The following is a 19,408-nucleotide window of genomic DNA, read 5'->3' on the forward strand; positions in this document are numbered from 1 at the left end:
ACACCCGGAGGGCGCCGTGCGCATTCTCGGCATCAACGCGATATTCCATGATCCGGCCGCCGCGCTGATCGTGGACGGCGAGATCGTCGCCGCCGCGGAGGAGGAGCGGTTCAGCCGGCGCAAGCACGGCAAGCCCGCGGTTCCGTTCGCCGCCTGGGAGCTGCCGGAGCAGTCCGCCCGCTGGTGCCTGGACACCGCCGGACTCACCGCCGCCGACCTCGACGCCGTCGGCTACTCCTACGACCCCGCGCTGGTCGACCACTCCCTCGACGGCCTGGACCCCTCCTGGGAGAAGCTGCGCACCACCTACGCCCGCCGCGCGCCGTCGTTCCTGCGCAGCGCCCTGCCGGGCCTGGACCCCGAGATCGTCCGGTTCGTCCGTCACCACGTCGCGCACGGCGCCTCCAGCGCGCTCGTCGGTCCGTTCGACGACTCGGCGCTACTGGTGTCCGACGGGCGCGGCGAGTCGACGTCCTACCTGGCCGGCGAGTACCGCGACGGCAAGCTGGAGGAGCTGGCGAGCCAGCCGCTGCCGCACTCGCTGGGGCTGCGCTACGAGGACCTCACCGAGCACCTGGGCTTCCACCGGTCGAGCGACGAGTACAAGGTCATGGCGCTCGCCTCCTACGGCACCCCGCGGTTCCTGCCCGCGCTGCGCGAGCGGATCTTCACCACCGGCGACGGCGGGTTCCACGCGGACGGTGTCGAGTGGACGGACTACGCGCCGCGCCGCACCGTGTCCGGTGAGCTGCTCGAGGAGCACGCCGACCTCGCCGCGAGCGTTCAGCAGCGGCTGGAGGAGGTGCTGCTGGAGCTGGCCGGGTGGCTGTACGGGCGCACCGGGCAGCCGCGGCTGACGATGGCCGGCGGGGTGGCGCTGAACTGTGTGGCCAACACCCGGCTGCACGCGGAGAGCCCGTTCGAGGAGATCTGGGTGCAGCCCGCGGCCGGGGACGCCGGCACCGCGCTCGGCGCCGCGGCGGCGGTCGCGACCGAGCTGGGTGAGCGGCCGATGCCGATGCGGGGCGCGGACCTCGGGCGCGGCTTCACCGACGAGGAGCTGCGCCAGACCCTGGACGTCGCCGCCGTGCGGTACGAGCGGCCCGCCGACGTGGCGGTCGCGGCCGCCGAGGCGCTCGCGGCGGACAAGATCGTCGCGTGGTTCCAGGGCCGCGCGGAGTACGGGCCGCGGGCGCTGGGCCACCGGTCGCTGCTCGCGCATCCCGGGCGGGCGGCGAACCTGGAGCGGCTCAACGACGTGAAGGGCCGCGAGCAGTTCCGGCCGGTGGCGCCGATGGTGCTCGTCGAGCGGGCGCCCGAGCTGTTCGGCCGCGGCCCGATTCCGAGCCCGTACATGCTGTTCGTGCACGACGTGGCGCCGTCGTGGCGGGACCGGATCCCGGCGGTGACCCATGTGGACGGCACGGCGCGGATCCAGTCCGTCGACCGGGCCGACGAGCCGCTGCTGGCCCGGATGCTGGCTGAGTTCGAGGCGCGGACGGGCCTCCCGGTCGTCGTCAACACGAGCCTGAACACCGCGGGCCGGCCGATGGTCGACACCCCGCGCGACGCCCTCGAGCTGTTCGGCGCGAGCCCGGTCGACGTGCTCGTGCTCGGCCCGTTCGTGGTGCGCCGGTCATGACGCTCGACTACACCGTGGTCATCCCGACCACCGGGCGGGACAGCCTCGCCGTGCTGCTGTCCGCTGTGGACAGTGGCACCGGGCCGCGGCCGGCGGAGGTCATCGTGGTGGACGACCGGCCGGGCGGTCCGCCGCTGTCGCTGCCGCACGCCGTGCGCGTGCTGCGCACCGGCGGCAGAGGGCCGGCGGCGGCGCGCAACACGGGCTGGCGCGCGGCCCGCACCGAGTGGGTCGCCTTCCTCGACGACGACGTGGTCGTGCCCGGCACCTGGGCCGAGGACCTCGCCGCCGACCTCGACGTGGGGCCGCGGGTCGGCGCGTCACAGGCCCGCATTCACGTGCCGGTCGGCCCGCGGCCCACCGACGACGAGCGCGGCACCGCGGGCCTCGCCACCGCCCGGTGGATCACCGCGGACATGGCCTACCGCCGGTCCGTGCTGTCTGAAGTGGACGGTTTCGACGAGCGGTTCCCGCGCGCGTTCCGGGAGGACACCGACCTCGCGCTGCGGGTGCTGGCGGCCGGCTACGAGCTGCGCCGCGGCGAGCGGCGGACGACGCATCCGGCCGCGCACGGCGACTTCCTCGCCAGCGTGCGCCGGCAGGCCGGCAACGCGGACAACGCGCTGATGCGCCACAAGCACGGGCCCGGCTGGCGGCACCACGCCGCCGCGGGGCCCGGGATGCTGGGCCGGCACGCGCTGACGACGGTGAGCGCGGCCGCCGCCGTGGTCCTGGCCGGCCCGCGCCGCACCCGCCCGCTGGCCGGCGCCGCCGCCGCGTTGTGGGCGGCGTTGACCGGATCCTTTGCCTGGCACCGGATCCAGCCCGGCCCACGCACCCGGCCGGAGATCACGCGGATGCTGGTCACCAGCGCACTGATCCCACCGGCCGCCGTCGCCCACCGGCTGGCCGGCGAACTGCGGGTCCGCCGGGCGGGCACCCGGCGCGCGGGACCGGCCGCCGTGCTGTTCGACCGGGACGACACGCTCATCGCCGACGTGCCGTACCTCGACGACCCCGAGCAGGTCCGGCCCGTGCCCGGCGCCGCCGACGTCCTGCACCGGCTGCGTGCGGCCGGCATCGCCGTCGGCATCGTCAGCAACCAGTCCGGGGTGGCCCGCGGACTCATCAGCCCCGAGCAGCTCGCGGCGGTCAACGCGCGCGTGGAGTCGCTGCTCGGCCCGTTCGACACCTGGCAGGTCTGCGTCCACGGCGACACCGACGGCTGCCGGTGCCGCAAGCCCGCCCCGGGCCTGGTCCACCGGGCCGCCGCGGCGCTCGACGTGGACCCGCGGGACTGCGTCGTCATCGGGGACACGGGCGCGGACGTCGACGCGGCGGAAGCGGCCGGGGCACGCGGAATCCTCGTGCCGACCGCCCGCACGCTGCCCGACGAGGTGCGGCGGGCCGGGCTCGTCGCGACGACTCTCACCGAGGCCGTGGAGCTGGCCATCGCGGGAACCGAGGAGGCAACGACATGAAGGACCTGGGCACCGTGCTGATCACCGGCGGGGCTTCCGGCCTCGGCGCCGCGACCGTGGAGGCCGTGCGCGACGCGGGCGGTACGCCGCTGGTCATCGACCGGGTGGCGCCGCCGGCCGACGTCGAGCACGTCCTCGCCGACCTCGCCGACAGCGCGGCCACCGAGGCGGCCGTCGCCGAGCTCGTCGAGCGCGCGGGCGGCGCGCTGGACGCCGTGTTCACCCCCGGCGGCACCGACGCGTGCGGGCCGCTCACCGGTGTGTCCACACAGGACTGGGAGCGGGTGGTGAAGGTGAACCTGCTCGGCACCGCCGCCGTCGTGCGCGCGGCGCTGCCCTACCTGGAGCGCTCCCACGGCAAGGTCGTGACCTGCGCGTCGACGCTGGGCCTCAAGGCGGTGAGCGACGCGACCGCCTACTGCGCCTCGAAGTTCGGCGTGGTCGGCTTCACCCGCGCGCTCGCCGCGGAGACCGCGGGCCGGGTCGGCGTGACCATGCTCGTCCCCGGCGGCATGCACACCGCGTTCTTCGACGACCGCGACGAGAAGTACAAGCCGCCGGCCGACGCCAAGCTCAACGACCCGCGCAACGTCGCCGAGACCGTGCTGTTCGCGCTGCGCCAGCCACCCGGCTGCGAGGTGCGCGAGCTCGTCGTGTGTCCCTCGGAGGAATCCTCGTGGCCGTGACGAGGGAGGTCCTGGTGCTGCGCGCGCTGGGCATCGGCGACCTGCTGGTGGCCGTGCCCGCGCTGCGTGGGCTGCGCCGGGCCTTCCCGGCCGACCACCTCGTGCTGGCCGCGCCGGCGAGCCTGGCCGAGCTGGTCCCGCTCACCGGCGCGGTCGACGAGCTGCTGCCCACGCCCGGGCTGGGCGCGCTGCGCTGGCGTCGCGACCGGCCGAAGGTGGCGGTGAACCTGCACGGCAGCGGCCCGGAGAGCATCGCCGACCTGCGGGCCACCCGGCCGGACCGGCTGGTGACCCACCGGCACCACGACCTCCCGGACGTCGCCGGGCCACGGTGGCCCGACGGCGGGCACGAGGTCGACCGGTGGTGCCGGCTGCTCGACGCGCACGGCATCGCGGCCGACCCCGGCGACCTCGCGCTGCACCGGCCCGCGTCGCCGAGCCCCGCGCCCGGCGCGGTGGTGATCCACCCCGGGGCGGCGTTCCCCGCCCGGCGCTGGCCGCCGGCGCGCTTCGCCGAGGTGGCCCGGACGTTCGCCGCAGGCGGGCACCGGGTGGTGATCACCGGCAGCGAGGCCGAGCACGAGCTGGCCACCCAGGTCGCGATCGAGGCCGAGCTGCCCCTGCGGGACGTGCTCGCGGGCGGCACCGGGCTCGCCGAGCTGGCCGCCCTGGTCGCCGACGCCGCGCTCGTCGTGTGTGGTGACACCGGGGTCGGCCACCTCGCCACGGCCTACGGCACGCCGTCGGTCGTGCTGTTCGGCCCGACCCCGCCGGCGCGCTGGGGCCCGCCACCCGGCCGGCCCCAGCATCGTCCACTGTGGACTGGCCGGGTCGGTGACCCGTTCGGCCCGGTCCCGGACCCGGGCCTGCTCGCGCTGTCCGCCCAGGACGTGCTGGCCGCTGTGCCACCCGTCCCCGTAGGAGGGAGCAGGCATGGGTAGCGGACCGGTCGGCGTGGTCGGCGCCGGATACGTCGGGCTCACCACGGCCGCCTGCCTCGCGCACCTGGACCACCGGGTGCGCTGCGTGGACGTGGACCCGGCCCGGGTGGTGGCGCTCAACCGCGGCAAGGTGCCGATCGCCGAGCCGGGGCTGGCCGAGCTGGTGGGCCGCGGGCTCGCGACGGGCACGCTGTCGTTCAGCACCGACGTGGCCGACCTCGGCGGCGCGCGGGTCGTGGTGCTGTGCGTGCCGACCCCGATGGGCGACGGCGGGGTGGCCGACCTGGGCGCGTTGCGTGCGGCACTCGACGCGCTGGCCGGGGTGCTGCCGGTGGGTGCGGTGGTCGCGATCAAGTCGACGGTGCCGGTGGGGACCACCGCGCGGGTCAACGAGCTGCTGGGGCGCGCCGACGTGGGTCTGGTGAGCAACCCGGAGTTCCTGCGCGAGGGGCACGCCGTGCGGGACTTCCTGCACCCGGACCGGATCGTGGTCGGCGCGGCGGAGGACGCGGCGGCGGAGCGGGTGGTGGAGCTGTACCGCGGGATCCCGGCGCCGGTGGTGCGCACCGACCCGGCGAGCGCGGAGCTCGGGAAGTACGCGAGCAACGCGTTCCTGGCGCTGAAGCTGTCGTATGTCAACGTGCTGGCCGAGCTGTGCGAGCGGGTGGGCGCGGACATCGGCCAGGTGACGACGGCGATGGGCCTCGACGAGCGGATCGGGGACGCGTTCACCGAGCCGGGGCCGGGCTGGGGTGGTTCGTGCCTGCCGAAGGACACGGCGGCGCTGGTGTCGTCGGCGCGCCGGTTCGGGGTCGATCCCGGGTTGCTGGTCGCGGCCGTCGAGGCGAACGCGCACCAGCAGGAGCGCGTGGTGACGAAGGTGCGGGCGGCCGTGACGGGGTCCGCGTCGGGTTCGCTGGCCGGCGTGCGGCTGGGGTTGCTCGGGTTGACGTTCAAGGCCGGCACGGATGACGTGCGGCACTCCCCCGCGCTGGCGGTGGCCGCGTTGCTGGCGGCGGCCGGTGCCCAGCTGACCGGGTACGACCCGGCGATCCGGGCGGGCTCGGCGCCGGACGTGGGCCCCGTGCAGGTGGTGGACGACCCGTACCTCGTCGCCAAGGAGGCGGCGGGGATCGTGCTGCTGACCGAGTGGCCGGAGTTCCGCGATCTGGACTGGCCCCAGCTGGCGACGGTGGCCGAGCGTCCCGTCGTGGTCGACACGCGGAACCTGCTGGACCGCGCAGCGCTTGCCGCGCACGGGATCACGTGGGTCGGGCTGGGCGTTTCGCCGCCCAGCGGCCGGGTATGCCGCGGGCCGAGCCCGGAGAGAGGAGACCCGACCATGGCACCGAATCCCATCGAGATGCAGAAGTACCTGTCAGGCATCGACTACCCGGTGGACCGCGACGGCCTGATCGAGCACGCGCGCAGCCAGGGCGCCCCCGACGAGGTCATCCAGCACCTGGAGGCCCTGCCGAACCGCAGCTACGACGGCCCGAACGCGGTGAGCAAGGAGTACGCGAACACCTGAGCGGCCTGGCCCAGCCCGGCCCAGCCCGGGCCGGGCCGGGCCAAGGCCTGTCTCGTAGATCATCGTGTGAAGTCATGCACCGACCACCACCGGAACCTCAGGGGACCGTGACGACACCCAGCCACCACCCACCTCGATACCCGCACTATGCGCTGGGACGCAACCCACACTTTGAATCCCGGGGAGGCGGACTAGGTTGGGTTTCCTGGCAAACGGATGTAAACGCTCCGCCGAGTGTTTGAGTCGCTTCTCCGGGGCAAAACGTTGCCCATGGAAAAGCATGGCCGGGCCCTCGTGGTCAGGTTGGACAGCGCAGGCGACGTCCTCCTGGCCGGCCCCGCCGTGCGTGCCGTGGCCGCCACCGCGCACGTGACGCTCCTGTGCGGACCCGCCGGCGAGCACGCCGGCCGCCTCCTGCCCGGCGTCGACGACCTGCTCGGGTGGCTCTGCCCGTGGATCGTCGCCGACCCGCCTCCGGTGGCCGGGCCCGAGGTCACCGCGCTGGTCGACGCGGTCCGCGCCGCGCGGCCGGACGTCGCGCTGATCCTCACCTCGTTCCACCAGTCCCCGTTGCCGCTGGCGCTGCTGCTGCGGCTGGCCGGCGTGCCCGAGATCGCCGCCATCTCCGTCGACTACCCGGGCAGCCTCCTCGACCACCGCCTCCCCGACGTGGACCTGCCCGAGCCGGAGCGGGCGCTGACGGTGGCCGGGGCCGCCGGGTTCTCGCTGCCCGCGGGCGACACCGGCGAGCTGCGCGTGCGGACCCCGCCGGACGTGTCGCACCTCGTCGGCCACGGCCACGTCGTCGTCCACCCGGGCGCGACCGCGCCGGCCCGCGCGCCGTCGCCGCACCGCAGCCGCGCGTTCGTCGACGCCCTCGTCGAGCACGGGCACCGGGTGGTGGTCACCGGCGGCGAGTCCGAGCCGACCGCCGAGGTGGCCGGCACCCGGGCCCTCGACCTCGGCGGGCGGACGACGTTCGCCGAGCTCGCCGGCGTCCTGGCAACGGCCCAGGCGGTCGTCGTCGGCAACACGGCCACCGCGCACCTCGCCGCCGCCGTCGGCACGCCCGTCGTGTCGCTGTTCGCGCCCGTCGTGCCGGCCGGCCGGTGGGCGCCCTACCGCGTGCCGCACGTGCTGCTCGGCGACCAGGACGCGCCGTGCGCCGGCAGCCGGGCCCGCGTCTGCCCGGTGCCCGGCCACCCGTGCCTGGACCGGGTCAGCACGACCCAGGTGCTCGCCGCCGTCGACTCGATGGCGAGGGCCGCGGCATGAGGATCCTGCTCTGGCACGTGCACGGGTCCTGGACGACGTCGTTCGTCCACGGTGGACACACCTACCTGCTCCCCACGCTGCCCGAGGGCGGACCGTGGGGCCGCGGCCGCTGCGGCCGCGACTGGCCGGACACCGTCGAGGAGGTCCCGGCCGACCGGCTCGCACAGTCCGAAGTGGACGTCGTGGTACTGCAACGTCCCGAAGAGCGGGCGCTGGCGGAGAAGTGGCTCGGCCGGCGCCCCGGTGCCGACGTTCCCGCGGTGTACGTGGAGCACAACACGCCCAGGGGTGACGTGCCGAACACCCGTCACCCGCTGGCCGAGCGGCCCGACATCCCGCTCGTCCATGTCACCCACGTCAACCGGCTGCTCTGGGACAGCGGGCGGGCCCCGGCCACGGTGATCGAGCACGGCATCGTGGACCCGGGGTACCGCTACACCGGCGAGCTCGCGCGAGCGGCCGTCGTCACCAACGAACCGGTCCGGCGCTGGCGGGTCACGGGCACCGACCTGCTGCCCGCCTTCGCCGCCGCCGCACCGCTGGACGTGTTCGGCATGGGCCTCGAGGGCCTCGGCGAGCGCGTCGGCCTCGGCCCCGAGCGGCTCACCCCGGTGGGCGACCTCGGCCAGGAGAAGCTGCACACCGAGCTGGCCAGGCGGCGGGTGTACGTCCACACCACCCGCTGGACCTCGCTCGGCCTGTCGCTGCTGGAGGCCATGCACCTCGGCATGCCGGTGGTGGCGCTGGCCACCACCGAGGCCCCTGCCGCCGTACCCGCGGACGCGGGCGTCGTGTCCGCGAACGTCGACGTGCTCGTCGACGCGACCAAGGAACTGATCGCCGACCCGGCGCTTGCCGCCGAGAAAGGAAAGCGGGCGCGCGTGTTCGCGCTCGACAACTTTGCCCTGAGCACGTTCTTAAGAAGCTGGGACGAGTTGCTCACCCGAATGTACGAGGACGAAGGTGGGTAGGTCGAATGAAGATCGCGATGGTGTCCGAGCACGCGAACCCCTTGGCGGCGCTCGGCGGTATCGATGCGGGCGGTCAGAACTTGCTGGTGGCGGAGCTGTCCGCGGCGCTGTCCCGGCTCGGGCACAAGGTCACCGTCTACACCAGACGGGACTCGCGCGAGCCGGCCGAGCAGGTGCGGACGCCGCACGGCTACCGGGTGGTGCACGTGCCGGCCGGGCCGCCGAAGCACGTGCCGAAGGACGACCTGCTGCCGTACATGGGTGAGTTCGCCCGGTTCCTGCGCGAGCGGTGGGCCGTCAACCCGCCCGACATCGCACACGCACACTTCTGGATGTCCGGCCTCGCCACGGTCTCCGCCGGCCGGATCGCCGGCGTGCCGGTGGTGCAGACGTTCCACGCGCTCGGCGTCGTGAAGCGGCGCCACCAGGGGGCCGACGACACGAGCCCGGCGCAGCGGATCGGCACCGAGCGGATGCTGGGGCGCGAGGTCGAGCGGATCGCCGCCACCTGCACGGACGAGGTGTTCGAGCTGGTGCGGATGGGCGTGCCGCGGTCGCGGATCTCCGTGGTGCCGTGCGGGGTCGACCTCGAGCAGTTCAAGCCCGAGGGCGACCGGCTGCCGAAGGGACGGTACGAGCACCGGCTCGTCGCGGTCGGCAGGATGGTGCCGCGCAAGGGTTTCGCGACCGCGATCGCGGCGTTGCGGGCGCTGCCGAACACTGAGCTGGTGATCGCCGGCGGGCCGGACAAGCGCCGGCTGGCGGGCGACGAGCACGCCCGGTTCCTGCGCTCGTTCGCCGAGTCGATGAACGTGGCGGACCAGGTGCGGCTGGTCGGGCAGGTGTCCCGCACGCGCATGCCGACCCTGCTGCGCTCGGCGGACGCGGTGGTGTGCACGCCGTGGTACGAGCCGTTCGGCATCGTGCCGCTCGAGGCGATGGGCTGCGGGGTGCCGGTGGTCGCGTCCGCGGTCGGCGGGCTGACCGACACGGTGGTCGACGGCGTCACCGGCGCGCTGGTGCCGCCACGCAAGCCGCGCGCGCTCGCCGGGGCGCTGCATCACCTGCTGACCCACCGCACACTGCGCGAGCAGCTCGGCGCGGCCGGCCGGGACCGGGCGTGGGCGCGGTACTCGTGGGACCGGGTGGCCGCGGAGACCGTCCGGGTCTACGAGCGCGCCAACGGCTCCACAGTGGACACTTCGCGCGCGGGCCGCGCGGTGGGGGTGCGGCGATGACCTTGTCCCTGCCACGCCATGCCTACGACCACCTCGACGGGCTCAGTTCGACACTGCTCGCCCTGCGCTCGCAGGCTTCTCGGTTGGAACGGTGGGGGGCTGTGCTGGCCGACCGGCTGTCCGCCGGGGGGCGGTTGCTGGCCGCTGGGAATGGGGGGTCTGCCGCTGAGGCGCAGCATTTGACCGCTGAGCTGGTGGGGCGGTTCGATCTCGATCGTCGGCCGTTTTCCGCTATTGCCTTGTCTGCTGACACGTCCAGCCTCACGGCCATCGGGAACGACTACGGGTACGAGTCCGTGTTCGCTCGGCAGGTTGTCGCGCATGCCCGGGCCCGGGATGTTCTCGTTCTGCTTTCTACTTCTGGGCGTAGTGGGAATCTGCTGGCGGCCGCTGAGGCCGGGGCTTCTGTCGGGGCTTCTGTGTGGGCGCTTACCGGGTCCGCGCCCAATCCGTTGGCCGACTCGGTGTCGGAGGCGGTTTCGTTGCCCGGGGGGACGGCCAACGTGCAGGAGGGGCATTTGGTCGCTCTGCACGTGGTTTGTCGCGCCTTTGATGCCGCTCTGGGGATTTCCTAGCGTCGTCCTTGTGGGCCGGGCGTGCTCTGGTGCGCTCGGACCACAGGGGCCGGTTCCTTCCCTGCTGGTTTCCCAGCCCCCTGCTAGTCGTCCAGCAAGCGGATTACCGCTTTGTCGATCGCCGCTCTCAGCTCGTCGTCCGCGAGGGTGCTCGGGTCGTCCGGGAGGCGGGTCAGCGTCGCACTGATGGTGTCGCCTCTTTCCCAGGCTTCCAGGACTCTCGGGTCCACGTACGATCTTCTCGCCACCGCCGGGGTGTTGCCCAACTGCTCCGCCACTTCGGTGAGCATCGCTTTTTCCGTGCGCTTGCGGGCTCTCGCCGAGGGTGGCGGACCCTCGTTCGCCACCAGGACCGCCGCCAGGACCGTCGCGTGCCACGTTCTCAGGTCCTTTGCCGAGAACTCCTCGCCGGCCAGTTCTCGCAGACGTTCGTTCACGTCCTCCGCACGTACCGCTCGGCGTTCCTTGCCTTCGCGGTAGGTGAACAGGCGGTCCTCGTCTCGTCGATTTCGTCGTAGCGCGGTGATCAGGGTCGCCAGGCTCGGGTCGCGGATCTGGACCCTGCGCTCGATGTTGCCCTTCGCCGGGTAGCAGAACTGGATCGTGCCCGCCTGGACCGTCACGTCGCCGCGGAGCAGCGTTGCCACTCCCCTTGTTCCTGGGCCGTTCTTGCCGTCCTGCGCGTACTCCTCGCCGCCCGTCCGGAAGACTCCCCGGTCCAGCATGCGAAGTGCGCCGGCCAGGACCCGGGTTCGGCCCAGGCCGGCGGTGCACAGGTCCGCATCGATGGCCGCCCGCAGCTCTGGTAGGCGCTTCGCCAGCGCCACGACCCGACGATGCTTCTCCTCGTCGCGGCTGCGGCGCCAGTGTTCGTGGTACAGGTACTGACGCCGGCCGGCGTCGTCGGTGCCTACTGCCTGGATGTGTCCGTTGGGGTGGGGGCAGATCCACACGTCGCGCCACGCGGGTGGTATGGCCAGGGCGCGGATCCGGTCCACGAGCTCGGGGTCGCGCACCGGGTCTCCATCCTCCGCCAGGTACCGGAAGCCCTTGCCCGAGCGTTGCCGCCGGATGCCCTTACCCGAGACATCGCTGCGCCGCAGTCGCATGGTCACCTGCCGGCGGCGATCGGCTCGCCGCGCACCGAGTCGATCGTGCGGGTCAAGCCGTCCCACAGGGACACCCGGGGCTCCCAGCCGAGACTTTCCTTCGCCAGCGAGATGTCCGGGCAGCGCCGCCGGGGATCGTCCACGGCGGCGGCCTCGTGCCGGATCGGCGACGCCGACCCGACGAGGTCCCTGATCTGCTCGGCCATCTCCCGCACACACAGCTCGTGCGGGTTGCCGATGTTCACCGGGCCGGGGTGCCCGCTCCCGGCCAGCGCGACCAAGCCCCGCACGGTGTCGTCCACGTAGCAGACCGAGCGGGTCTGCTCGCCGTCTCCCTGGATCGTGATCGGGTCGCCCGCGAGCGCCTGGCGGATGAACGTCGGGATCATCCGGCCGTCGTCGGCCTGCATGCGCGGTCCGTACGTGTTGAAGATGCGGGCTATCGCGACATCCCCCGCACGGCTGCGGAACCACGCCGCGGTGAGGGCCTCGGCGTAGCGCTTGGCCTCGTCGTACACGCTGCGCGGGCCGATGGGGTTCACCTGCCCCCAGTAGCTCTCCCGCTGCGGGTGCTCGGTCGGGTCACCGTAGACCTCGCTCGTCGACGCGAGCAGGAACCGCGCGCTGTGCTTCTCGGCGAACTCCAGCGCGTTGCGCGTGCCGAACGCACCCGCCTCGAGCGTCTCGATCGGCAGCCGCAGGTAGTGCCGGGGCGACGCCGGCGAGGCCAGGCCGACGACGAGGTCGAACTCGCCGTCGACCCGGAACGGCTCGGTCACGTCGTGCCGGACCAGGCGGAACTCGGGGACGCCGGCCAGCTGGGCCACGTTGTCCGGCGAGCCGGTGACGAAGTTGTCGAGGCACACCACCTCGGTGCCCTGGCCGAGCAGGTGCTCACAAAGATGCGAGCCGATGAACCCGGCCCCGCCGATCACCAGCGCCCGCTCGAAATGCTTGCTCATGTCCACCACCACGTCTCGGCCGGCCTCGGGTGCGGCTACCCCGGGCGTCGCCGGACAAACTCCGCGCCGATCGCCGTATTTGCCGGTCATCCGCATGGCATGACGGCCGATCTGCCGGGTACCTCCCCCGGCATGACAGCCGCACGAACCACGGTCGTGGTCGCCACCCGTAACCGGTGCGCGGAGCTCCTGCGCACGCTCGGCAAGCTCGCGGCACTGCGCCCGCGACCCCCGGTCATCGTGCTGGACAACGACTCCACCGACGCCACCGTGCCCGCGGTGACCGCGGCGGCCGAGTCGCTGGGCGGCATCGAGCTGGTCCGGCTGTCGCACAACGCCGGCGCCACGGCCCGCAACGTCGGCGTGGAGAGAGCCGACACGCCCTACGTGGCGTTCAGCGACGACGACTCCTGGTGGGCCGCCGACGCGCTGGCCCGCGCGGAGCGGCTGTTCGACGCCCACCCCACGCTGGGGCTGCTGGCGGCCCGCACGCTGGTGGGACCGGACGAGCACGAGGATCCGGTGTCGACGCAGATGGCCCGCAGCCCGCTCGGGCACGATCCGGGACTGCCGGGCCCGTCGGTGCTCGGGTTCCTCGCGTGCTCGGCGGTCGTGCGGCGGGGGGCGTTCCTCGACGCGGGTGGGTTCAGCGCGGTGCTGCACTTCGCGGGCGAGGAGACGCTGCTCGCCTACGACCTCGCCGCGGCGGGCTGGCAGCTGTGCTATGTGGACGGTGTGCGGGCGCATCACCACCCGTCGCTGGTGCGTGGCGACCGGCTGCAGCGCGACGTGCGGCAGCTGCGCAACCACACGCTGGTGACGTGGATGCGCAGGCCCGCGCCGGTGGCGGTGCGCACGGGCCTGGGGCTGCTGCGGCAGACCCTGCGCTACCCGCCGGCCGGGCTGGCCGTGGCGGCCGCGCTGGCGCGACTGCCGATGGCGCTGGCGCGAAGGCACCGGCTGCCGGACGAGGTGGAGGAGCGGATCCGCGTGCTGGACGCGGCGCCGTGAGTGAGCCTGCGAGCGAACCATTCGTACAGGGCGAGCCTGCGAGCGAACCACTGATACAGGGCGAGCCTGCGAGCGAACCAATGTCACAGGGCGAGTGTGCGAGCGAACCATCTGCACACGGCGAGCGCGCGAGCGAGCCATCGGCACAGGGCGCGACGGTCGTCGTCATCACGCACAACCGGCGGCCGGAGCTGCTGGTCACGTTGCGGCACATGACATCCCTGCCGGACCGGATGCCGATCATCGTGGTGGACAACGGGTCCGCCGACGGCACCTCGGCCGCGGTCGCCGCGGAGTTCCCGGGGGTGACGCTGATCCGCAGCGAGCACAACCTCGGCGCGCTGGGCCGCAACCTCGCCGCCGAGCGGATCCGCACGCCGTACATGGCCTGCTGCGACGACGACACCCGCTGGCAGCCGGGTGCGCTGAGCCGCGCGGTGGCGCTGCTGGACCGGTACCCGGGCCTGGCGTCGGTCACCGGGCGGTGCCTGGTGGCGCCGACGCTCGTGGAGGACCCCATCACGCCGGAGCTCCGCGACTCGCCGGTACCCGGCCCGGCGTGGCTGCCCGGGCCGGCCCTGCTCGGCGTGCTCGCCGGGCTGTCGATGTTCCGGCTCAGCGCGTTCCGGGAGGTGGGCGGCTTCTCGCCACGCATGTGGCTCGGTGGCGAGGAGGAGCTGCTCACGATCGACCTGGCGGCCCGCGGCTGGTGGTGCTGCTGGGCGCAGGACGTCGTCATCCACCACGAGCCGTCCCGGGCGCGGGATCCGCGCCGGCGCCGGCAGCTGGGCATCCGCAACACGCTGTGGACGTCGTGGCTGCGCCGCCCGGTGCCGAGCGCGTGGCGGGCGACGCGGCGGGTGCTCGGCTCGGCCCCGCGGGACCTGGCGACGGTGGTCGCGGTGTGGCGCGCGGTGCGCGGGCTGCCGTGGGTGCTGCGGGAGCGCCGGGTGGTGCCGGCCGAGGTGGAACGCGGGCTGTGCCTGCTGGAGGACTCGCAGCGCAGGTCGATCGCGCGCCGCTACGTCGGTTAGCCGACCCGTTCCAGGGCGGTGGCCAGCCGGCTCGACGAGCGGCCCGAGTGGAAAGGGACGAGCACGGTCCGGCCACCCCACACCCGCAGCAGGCGGGTCTCCGGCAGGTCGTCGGCGCTCTGGTAGTCGCCGCCCTTCACCCAGACGTCCGGGCGCAGCTCGTTGAGGATCGTCTCCGGGGTGTCCTCGTCGAAGACCGCGACGACGTCCACGCTCGACAGCGACCGCAGCAGCTCCACCCGGTCGGCCTCCGGGTTGATCGGCCGGCCGACACCCTTGAGCCGGCGCACCGAGCGGTCCGAGTTCACGCACACCACCAGGCAGTCGCCGAGCTCGCGGGCCGCGGTGAGGGTCCGCACGTGGCCGGCGTGCAGCAGGTCGAAGCAGCCGCCGGTAGCGACGACCGTGCCGCCGGTGGCGCGGACCCGCTCGACGACCTCGCGGGCGCGGCCGCGGCCCACCCCGCCGGAGGGCAGCGTGCGGATGTTGTGCCGCATGCCCGCCACGCCGCCCTCGGCGAGGAACGCGGCCGCGGCGTGCACGGCCGTGGTCACCGCGCCGGTCACGTCGTCGCCGGCGAGCAGCGCGCCGGCCGCGGCCGAGGCGAACCGGTCGCCCGCGCCGCAGGGATCGACGACGGGGACGCGCGGAGCGGGGATCACGCGGGGGACGGACCCGTCGTCGAGGACGGCGCCGTCGGCGCCCATCGTGACCGCGACCGCCCGCACCGACCAGCGGTCGCGCAGCGCGGTCGCCGCGTCCGGGCCGGCGTGGGCGCCGCTGAAACGCAGTGCCTCGGCCAGGTTCGGGCTCACGAGCGCGGCCCGCTCGACCGGCGCGGGGCCGCGCGGGTGCGGGTCCCACACCACCGGCACGGTCCGGGCGAGGCGGGCCAGCAGGCCGCGCAGCCGCTCGTCGTCGACGAGGCCGCGGCCGTAGTCGGAGACGATGACGGCGTCGGCGGCGCAGAGCGCGTCGAGCATCTCGTCGGTGGCGGCCGGTGGCTCGCCCCGGCCACCCTCGTCGATCCGCGCGATCGACTGGCCGCCGCAGCGCAGCCGGGTCTTGACCGGGGTCGCCGCCCGCGCCGGGCCGATGACCGTGCGGAGCCCGGCGAGCTCCGCCCGCAGCCGCTCCCCCGCGTCGTCGCCGGCGACCGAGGTGACGAGGGTGACGTCGAGGCCGTCCCCCGCGGCGAGCGTGGCGGTCAGGCCCGCGCCCCCGGCTCGCTGGTCGCGCCGGTCCAGGTCGACCACGGGCGCGGGCGCGTCCGGGCAGAGCCGGCCGGCGGTGCCGACCAGGTCCACGTCGAGCAGCGTGTCGCCCACTACGACCAGGTTCACGGCGTCCTCCAGGTGTTGGTCCTGTGAGGAGAGTTCCCACCGGGAAGCACATAAACGTGATTCGCCCGCGGACCCCGCGGCACCCGGCGTCCGAGGTGGTCTCCCCGGACGGCGGCGGCCAGCGCGGCGGCGGGCGGCTGCTAGAGCTGGACCACGGTGGCGGCGGCCGCGTGGATGGCGGATGCCGCGGCGGTCACGTCGGGCTCGGTGAGCAGGACGGCGTCGGGCAGGTCCTCGAGGTAGTGCCAGCGACCGTGCTCGACGATGTCCACGATCAGGCCCGTCCGGCAGCCCACGCGCCGCACGACGTGTTCGACATCGATGCCGTCGGCGCGGGCCTGGGCGAGCAGCCGGCCCGCGGTGTCGTCGTCGCCGAGGACCGCTACCAGGGCGGGCGCGTCGCCGAGCTGGGCCAGCCCGACGGCCTGGTTGGCGCCGCCGAGCATCTCGCGCAGGTCGTGCACCGGGACACCCGTGCCGGCGGCGGGCAGCTCGTCGACCAGAAGGACCAGGTCGCGGGCCATCTGTCCGGCTACCACCACGTCGGCCACGGCCGGTTGAGTACCCCGGCGCCGCGCGGGTAACCCGGCCGGGAGCCGAGGAGGGCTGCCATGACCGTCCCGAAGCAGCAGGACCTGGTCGACGTGATCATCGCCGACCACCGCGAGGTCGAAGGCGTGTTCAGCGAGATCGAGGCGAGCGGCGACGCCCGCAACCGGCGGGAGCTGGTGGAGCACGTCATCACCGAGCTGGTGCGCCACTCGGTCGCCGAGGAGCAGTACCTGTACCCGACCGCGCGCAAGGTGCTGCCCGACGGCGACGAGGTCGCCGACCACGAGATCGCCGAGCACGCGAAGGCCGAGCAGGTGATGAAGCGGCTCGAGCGCACCGACGCCGCCGACCCGGCCTTCGAGGAGCTGGTCCGCACGCTGATCAACGACGTGCGCCAGCACATCGACGAGGAGGAACGCGACCTGCTGCCCCGGCTGCGTGCCGCGTGCGACGAGGCCGACCTGCGTGAGCTGGGCCTGAAGTTCGAGCAGACCAAGAAGATCGCGCCGACCCGGCCGCACCCGGCGGCCCCGGACCGCCCGCCGGCGAACAAGATCCTGGACGCGGGCATGGGGCTGATCGACCGCGTCCGCGACGCCATCACCGGTCGCAACAAGTAGCCAGGGCCGCGGTCCGTCGGGAGAGGGGGACCAGGAGGGCCGACGCGGCCGCCCCGTCCCGGACCTGGCGCAGCGCCACCCGGTCCGCCCGGCGATCGGCACGCGGTCGCTGGTACCCGGCGACCGAGCACGCACGGCACCGCGTGCGCGGCGTGCTCAGTGGACAGATCGCGCGCTGGTGCGGGCAGCCCGCTCCGTGCCGGGCCCCGGCATCAGCCGGGCGGCACGACGTTCACGATCGACGTGCAGCTCACCAAGTCCACCGCGTCGGGCCGCTCGGGAAACCGCACACCGACCCACATGCTGTCGGTCGTCGGGTCGACCGCGACCGGGCCGACGACCTCGGCGATGCGGTACCGGTTGGGCCTGCCGTCGGGGTAGACGACCAGCGATCCGGGCGACGGCGCCCGCGCCGACGGCATGTTCTCGTACGACACCGTTTTCACCCGTCCTTGGTCGCTTGGTCGCGGAGACGTTGGGGTGCGTACCCGGGCAGCCAGGTGGTAACCCTCGAAACCAGCCGAACGCGACCGGCACTGCCGGAGCCGTGTGCCCAGCGTGCACACTTGTGTTCTCTGCGTGCACAGCGGCCTGTCGTTGATCTTCCACGAACTTACGATGCACATCGTCAATCCCTCACCCCGAAGGGACATCGATGCGCTATCTGACCTCCCTGCTGGTGGCCGCCACCGCGGTCACGCTGGCCGGCGGGACCGCTGTGGCGTCGCCCGGCGATGTCGGCACCGCCGACACCCGGCCGCCGGGCTGCTCGAGCCACTTCAAGGATCCGAACCCGCGCCAGCGCACCATCAACCGCGACACCAACATGCACGAGATGTCGAACCCGCCGGTGTGCTCGCCGCACGGGCCGTATCTCGGTGCGCTGAGCAAGGGCTCGACGTTCATCGTCTACTACGCCGATCCGTACGAGAGCTACTGGTGCTACGGGTACTCGTGGCAGATCGCCCGGACCGGTTACATCCTCTGCGAAGCCTACGACTAGGGGAGCTCCGATGAGCCGAACGAAGGCGGCCGTGGCCGCGACCCTGATGACCGCGGGGCTGGTGCTGGTGCCGACGGGGACCGCGTCGGCCGAGCCGTGCAACGGGACGTACACCCACTGCGAGACGAACCACTGCCAGAACGCCGTGTTCTACCGCAACTACGACCCGACGGCCGACCACTTCTCCTGGGAGTGGGGCGACACCCTCGTGCAGGGCGAACAGGGCAACATCCGCGACGAGCCGTACCGGCGGTACGGGCCGCGGGGCGTGCGCGCGATGCATGGGGGGCAGTGGGGCTTCTACAGCACCACGTGCTTCCCTGGGTGACTCGCTAGTTTCGCGCTCGGCCCCGGTCCACTGTGGACCGGGGCCGAGCGTGGCCGCCGGCCCCCGGTATCAATTCTACGGGCGGGCACCGACAGTTCTGGCCGCTGTGGACAGCTGCCTGTGGACAGCCCGGAACTGTCGGTGCCGGCGGGTAAAGTTGATACCGGGGGCCGGAGGCGTTCGCCGGCCGGGTCAGGACGCCCGGTTGTCCTCCCGGGTCAGGTGGCGGTCCAAGGCGTTCGCGGACTTGCGGACGTGGCGGCGGGCCAAGCGCTCGGCCTGGTGCTGCTGACCGGCGGCGATCGCGGCGATGATCTCGGCGTGTTCCACCAGGGCGGCGTTCGGCCGGCCGGGTACGCGGGCCGACGTGGCCCGGCCGAGGCGCAGCTGGCCGATCATGTTCTCGGCCACGTGCTGGAGCCGGCCGTTGCCCGCGGCCAGCAGGATCTCCTGGTGGAAGACCACGTCGAGATCCCCGTACCCGGTGAGCTGGTGCTTGGCCACCTGCTCGGTCTGCCGGTCCAGCAACTCCGTCAGGCGCACGACCAAGGCGTCCCGGCCGGGCAGGGGGGACGCGGCGGCCCGCCGGGCGGCGATCCCGTCCAGGACCTCCCGGAGCTCGTACAGCTCCTGCATGTCCGCGCGGTCGACCTCGGGCACGAAGAACCCCCGGTGCGGTCGCAGCACCAGGAAGCCCTCCCGCTCCAACGCCGTCAGCGCCGCCTTCAACGGCGTCGCCGACAGGCCGAACTCCTCACACAGCGGCCGGACGCTCACATGCGACCCGGGCGCCAGCCGCCCGCTCAGGATTGCCTGCCGCAGGGCCTGGTAGGCCTGGCTGCTCAGCGTGCTGCGCACGAGCGACATCGACGCCCTCCTTTCGCGTGGACGGTTCACGTTACCGACTCGCCACCCAGCCGCTCCGCGTTACGGCGCCGGCCGACCCCGCACCCCCGGACCGGCCCGACCCGGCACCCACTGGACCGGCCTGTCGCGGCGACCACCGGACCGGCCGGTGGCGCAGACGGACCAGCCGGCCGAGCCGAGCGGCTCAGCTGGATATTAGATCTAAAGTTAAGTATTGCATCCGCCGTCACCTGGGTGTT

At 73.7% G+C, this 19,408-nt stretch carries 20 protein-coding genes and 1 pseudogene; 15 read left to right on the forward strand and 6 right to left on the reverse strand.

Annotation, left to right across the window (positions count from 1 at the left end; all coding sequences use genetic code 11):
* Positions 1–16 precede the first annotated feature (16 nt).
* The 10 genes and pseudogenes from VGD70_RS35105 to VGD70_RS35150 all read left to right on the forward strand — a co-directional run bounded on the left by VGD70_RS35105 (position 17) and on the right by VGD70_RS35150 (position 10,340).
* On the forward strand, positions 17–1,642 hold the full coding sequence (locus VGD70_RS35105) for a carbamoyltransferase family protein (protein ID WP_331089155.1): 1,626 nt from the start codon (positions 17–19) through the stop codon (positions 1,640–1,642).
* The gene (locus tag VGD70_RS35110; RefSeq protein ID WP_331089157.1) at positions 1,639–3,123 is read left to right on the forward strand and encodes an HAD-IIIA family hydrolase; all 1,485 of its coding nucleotides are present in this window, start codon (positions 1,639–1,641) and stop codon (positions 3,121–3,123) included. Before VGD70_RS35105 ends, VGD70_RS35110 begins: the two co-directional genes overlap by 4 nt.
* Complete coding sequence (locus VGD70_RS35115; RefSeq protein ID WP_331089159.1) at positions 3,120–3,809, forward strand: SDR family oxidoreductase; 690 nt, start codon at positions 3,120–3,122, stop codon at positions 3,807–3,809. Before VGD70_RS35110 ends, VGD70_RS35115 begins: the two co-directional genes overlap by 4 nt.
* Positions 3,800–4,750: a glycosyltransferase family 9 protein gene (locus VGD70_RS35120; RefSeq protein ID WP_331089161.1), complete on the forward strand. Its 951-nt coding sequence runs from the start codon at positions 3,800–3,802 to the stop codon at positions 4,748–4,750. The genes VGD70_RS35115 and VGD70_RS35120 overlap by 10 nt, the downstream gene beginning before the upstream one ends.
* Positions 4,743–6,041, forward strand: a pseudogene (locus VGD70_RS35125) (UDP-glucose dehydrogenase family protein); the annotation flags it as partial. The gene VGD70_RS35120 and the pseudogene VGD70_RS35125, both read left to right, overlap by 8 nt.
* A gap of 72 nt (positions 6,042–6,113) precedes the next feature.
* Complete coding sequence (locus VGD70_RS35130) at positions 6,114–6,281, forward strand: DUF2795 domain-containing protein (RefSeq protein WP_331089211.1); 168 nt, start codon at positions 6,114–6,116, stop codon at positions 6,279–6,281.
* Positions 6,282–6,551: 270 nt separating this feature from the next.
* Entirely contained in the window at positions 6,552–7,556 is a 1,005-nt protein-coding gene (locus VGD70_RS35135; protein ID WP_331089163.1) for a glycosyltransferase family 9 protein, read from the forward strand.
* Complete coding sequence (locus VGD70_RS35140) at positions 7,553–8,527, forward strand: glycosyltransferase (RefSeq protein ID WP_331089165.1); 975 nt, start codon at positions 7,553–7,555, stop codon at positions 8,525–8,527. Before VGD70_RS35135 ends, VGD70_RS35140 begins: the two co-directional genes overlap by 4 nt.
* 5 nt (positions 8,528–8,532) lie before the next feature.
* Entirely contained in the window at positions 8,533–9,765 is a 1,233-nt protein-coding gene (locus tag VGD70_RS35145) for a glycosyltransferase (RefSeq protein ID WP_331089167.1), read from the forward strand.
* A complete protein-coding gene (locus VGD70_RS35150; protein WP_331089169.1) occupies positions 9,762–10,340 on the forward strand; it encodes an SIS domain-containing protein in 579 nt (192 codons plus the stop codon). The genes VGD70_RS35145 and VGD70_RS35150 overlap by 4 nt, the downstream gene beginning before the upstream one ends.
* A gap of 83 nt (positions 10,341–10,423) precedes the next feature.
* Here the strand turns inward: VGD70_RS35150 and VGD70_RS35155 are convergent, their stop codons facing one another.
* Both VGD70_RS35155 and VGD70_RS35160 read right to left on the reverse strand, forming a co-directional pair.
* Positions 10,424–11,449, reverse strand: coding sequence for a DNA topoisomerase IB (locus VGD70_RS35155; protein ID WP_331089213.1), 1,026 nt, complete (start codon positions 11,447–11,449; stop codon positions 10,424–10,426).
* 2 nt (positions 11,450–11,451) lie between these two features.
* Positions 11,452–12,411 carry a UDP-glucuronic acid decarboxylase family protein gene (locus VGD70_RS35160; protein ID WP_331089171.1) on the reverse strand — a complete coding sequence of 320 codons (960 nt, stop codon included), beginning with the start codon at positions 12,409–12,411 and terminating at the stop codon, positions 11,452–11,454.
* 132 nt (positions 12,412–12,543) lie between these two features.
* Here VGD70_RS35160 and VGD70_RS35165 point away from each other — a divergent pair, with 132 nt between their 5' ends.
* Positions 12,544–13,422 (forward strand): glycosyltransferase family 2 protein, encoded by an 879-nt coding sequence (locus VGD70_RS35165; RefSeq protein WP_331089173.1) that lies wholly within the window; start codon positions 12,544–12,546, stop codon positions 13,420–13,422.
* A 167-nt stretch (positions 13,423–13,589) separates the two neighbouring features.
* Positions 13,590–14,456: a glycosyltransferase family 2 protein gene (locus tag VGD70_RS35170; protein WP_331089214.1), complete on the forward strand. Its 867-nt coding sequence runs from the start codon at positions 13,590–13,592 to the stop codon at positions 14,454–14,456.
* On the opposite strand, the gene rfaE2 is transcribed toward VGD70_RS35170, so the two are convergent.
* Together rfaE2 and VGD70_RS35180 are read right to left on the reverse strand one after the other, a co-directional pair.
* Positions 14,453–15,799, reverse strand: a complete 1,347-nt coding sequence (gene rfaE2 / locus VGD70_RS35175) for a D-glycero-beta-D-manno-heptose 1-phosphate adenylyltransferase (protein ID WP_331089175.1) — start codon at positions 15,797–15,799, stop codon at positions 14,453–14,455. The genes VGD70_RS35170 and rfaE2 overlap by 4 nt on opposite strands.
* A 140-nt stretch (positions 15,800–15,939) precedes the next feature.
* Positions 15,940–16,350, reverse strand: a complete 411-nt coding sequence (locus tag VGD70_RS35180) for a PfkB family carbohydrate kinase (protein WP_331089177.1) — start codon at positions 16,348–16,350, stop codon at positions 15,940–15,942.
* Between the two features lie 60 nt (positions 16,351–16,410).
* Here VGD70_RS35180 and VGD70_RS35185 point away from each other — a divergent pair, with 60 nt between their 5' ends.
* On the forward strand, positions 16,411–16,971 hold the full coding sequence (locus VGD70_RS35185) for a hemerythrin domain-containing protein (protein ID WP_331089179.1): 561 nt from the start codon (positions 16,411–16,413) through the stop codon (positions 16,969–16,971).
* A 212-nt stretch (positions 16,972–17,183) separates the two neighbouring features.
* Here the strand turns inward: VGD70_RS35185 and VGD70_RS35190 are convergent, their stop codons facing one another.
* Positions 17,184–17,408, reverse strand: a complete 225-nt coding sequence (locus tag VGD70_RS35190; protein ID WP_331089181.1) for a hypothetical protein — start codon at positions 17,406–17,408, stop codon at positions 17,184–17,186.
* 218 nt (positions 17,409–17,626) lie between these two features.
* On the opposite strand from VGD70_RS35190, the gene VGD70_RS35195 reads away from it, so the two are divergent.
* Together VGD70_RS35195 and VGD70_RS35200 are read left to right on the forward strand one after the other, a co-directional pair.
* Positions 17,627–17,974: a hypothetical protein gene (locus tag VGD70_RS35195; RefSeq protein ID WP_331089183.1), complete on the forward strand. Its 348-nt coding sequence runs from the start codon at positions 17,627–17,629 to the stop codon at positions 17,972–17,974.
* A 10-nt stretch (positions 17,975–17,984) separates the two neighbouring features.
* A complete protein-coding gene (locus VGD70_RS35200; RefSeq protein WP_331089185.1) occupies positions 17,985–18,302 on the forward strand; it encodes a hypothetical protein in 318 nt (105 codons plus the stop codon).
* A 192-nt stretch (positions 18,303–18,494) separates the two neighbouring features.
* Here VGD70_RS35200 and VGD70_RS35205 read toward each other — a convergent pair whose 3' ends face one another.
* Positions 18,495–19,169, reverse strand: coding sequence for a GntR family transcriptional regulator (locus VGD70_RS35205; RefSeq protein WP_331089187.1), 675 nt, complete (start codon positions 19,167–19,169; stop codon positions 18,495–18,497).
* Between the last annotated feature and the right edge of the window lie 239 nt (positions 19,170–19,408).

This window comes from Actinophytocola sp. (assembly GCF_036402745.1).
Lineage (GTDB): Bacteria > Actinomycetota > Actinomycetes > Mycobacteriales > Pseudonocardiaceae > Actinophytocola.

Coding starts and splice junctions, on each gene's coding strand:
- VGD70_RS35110 (WP_331089157.1), top strand. CDS start 1,639: ATGACGCTCGACTACACCGTGGTCATCCCGACCACCGGGCGGGACAGC.
- VGD70_RS35115 (WP_331089159.1), top strand. CDS start 3,120: ATGAAGGACCTGGGCACCGTGCTGATCACCGGCGGGGCTTCCGGCCTC.
- VGD70_RS35130 (WP_331089211.1), top strand. CDS start 6,114: ATGCAGAAGTACCTGTCAGGCATCGACTACCCGGTGGACCGCGACGGC.
- VGD70_RS35135 (WP_331089163.1), top strand. CDS start 6,552: ATGGAAAAGCATGGCCGGGCCCTCGTGGTCAGGTTGGACAGCGCAGGC.
- VGD70_RS35140 (WP_331089165.1), top strand. CDS start 7,553: ATGAGGATCCTGCTCTGGCACGTGCACGGGTCCTGGACGACGTCGTTC.
- VGD70_RS35145 (WP_331089167.1), top strand. CDS start 8,533: ATGAAGATCGCGATGGTGTCCGAGCACGCGAACCCCTTGGCGGCGCTC.
- VGD70_RS35150 (WP_331089169.1), top strand. CDS start 9,762: ATGACCTTGTCCCTGCCACGCCATGCCTACGACCACCTCGACGGGCTC.
- VGD70_RS35155 (WP_331089213.1), bottom strand. CDS start 11,449: ATGCGACTGCGGCGCAGCGATGTCTCGGGTAAGGGCATCCGGCGGCAA.
- VGD70_RS35160 (WP_331089171.1), bottom strand. CDS start 12,411: ATGAGCAAGCATTTCGAGCGGGCGCTGGTGATCGGCGGGGCCGGGTTC.
- VGD70_RS35165 (WP_331089173.1), top strand. CDS start 12,544: ATGACAGCCGCACGAACCACGGTCGTGGTCGCCACCCGTAACCGGTGC.
- VGD70_RS35185 (WP_331089179.1), top strand. CDS start 16,411: ATGACCGTCCCGAAGCAGCAGGACCTGGTCGACGTGATCATCGCCGAC.
- VGD70_RS35195 (WP_331089183.1), top strand. CDS start 17,627: ATGCGCTATCTGACCTCCCTGCTGGTGGCCGCCACCGCGGTCACGCTG.
- VGD70_RS35200 (WP_331089185.1), top strand. CDS start 17,985: ATGAGCCGAACGAAGGCGGCCGTGGCCGCGACCCTGATGACCGCGGGG.
- VGD70_RS35205 (WP_331089187.1), bottom strand. CDS start 19,169: ATGTCGCTCGTGCGCAGCACGCTGAGCAGCCAGGCCTACCAGGCCCTG.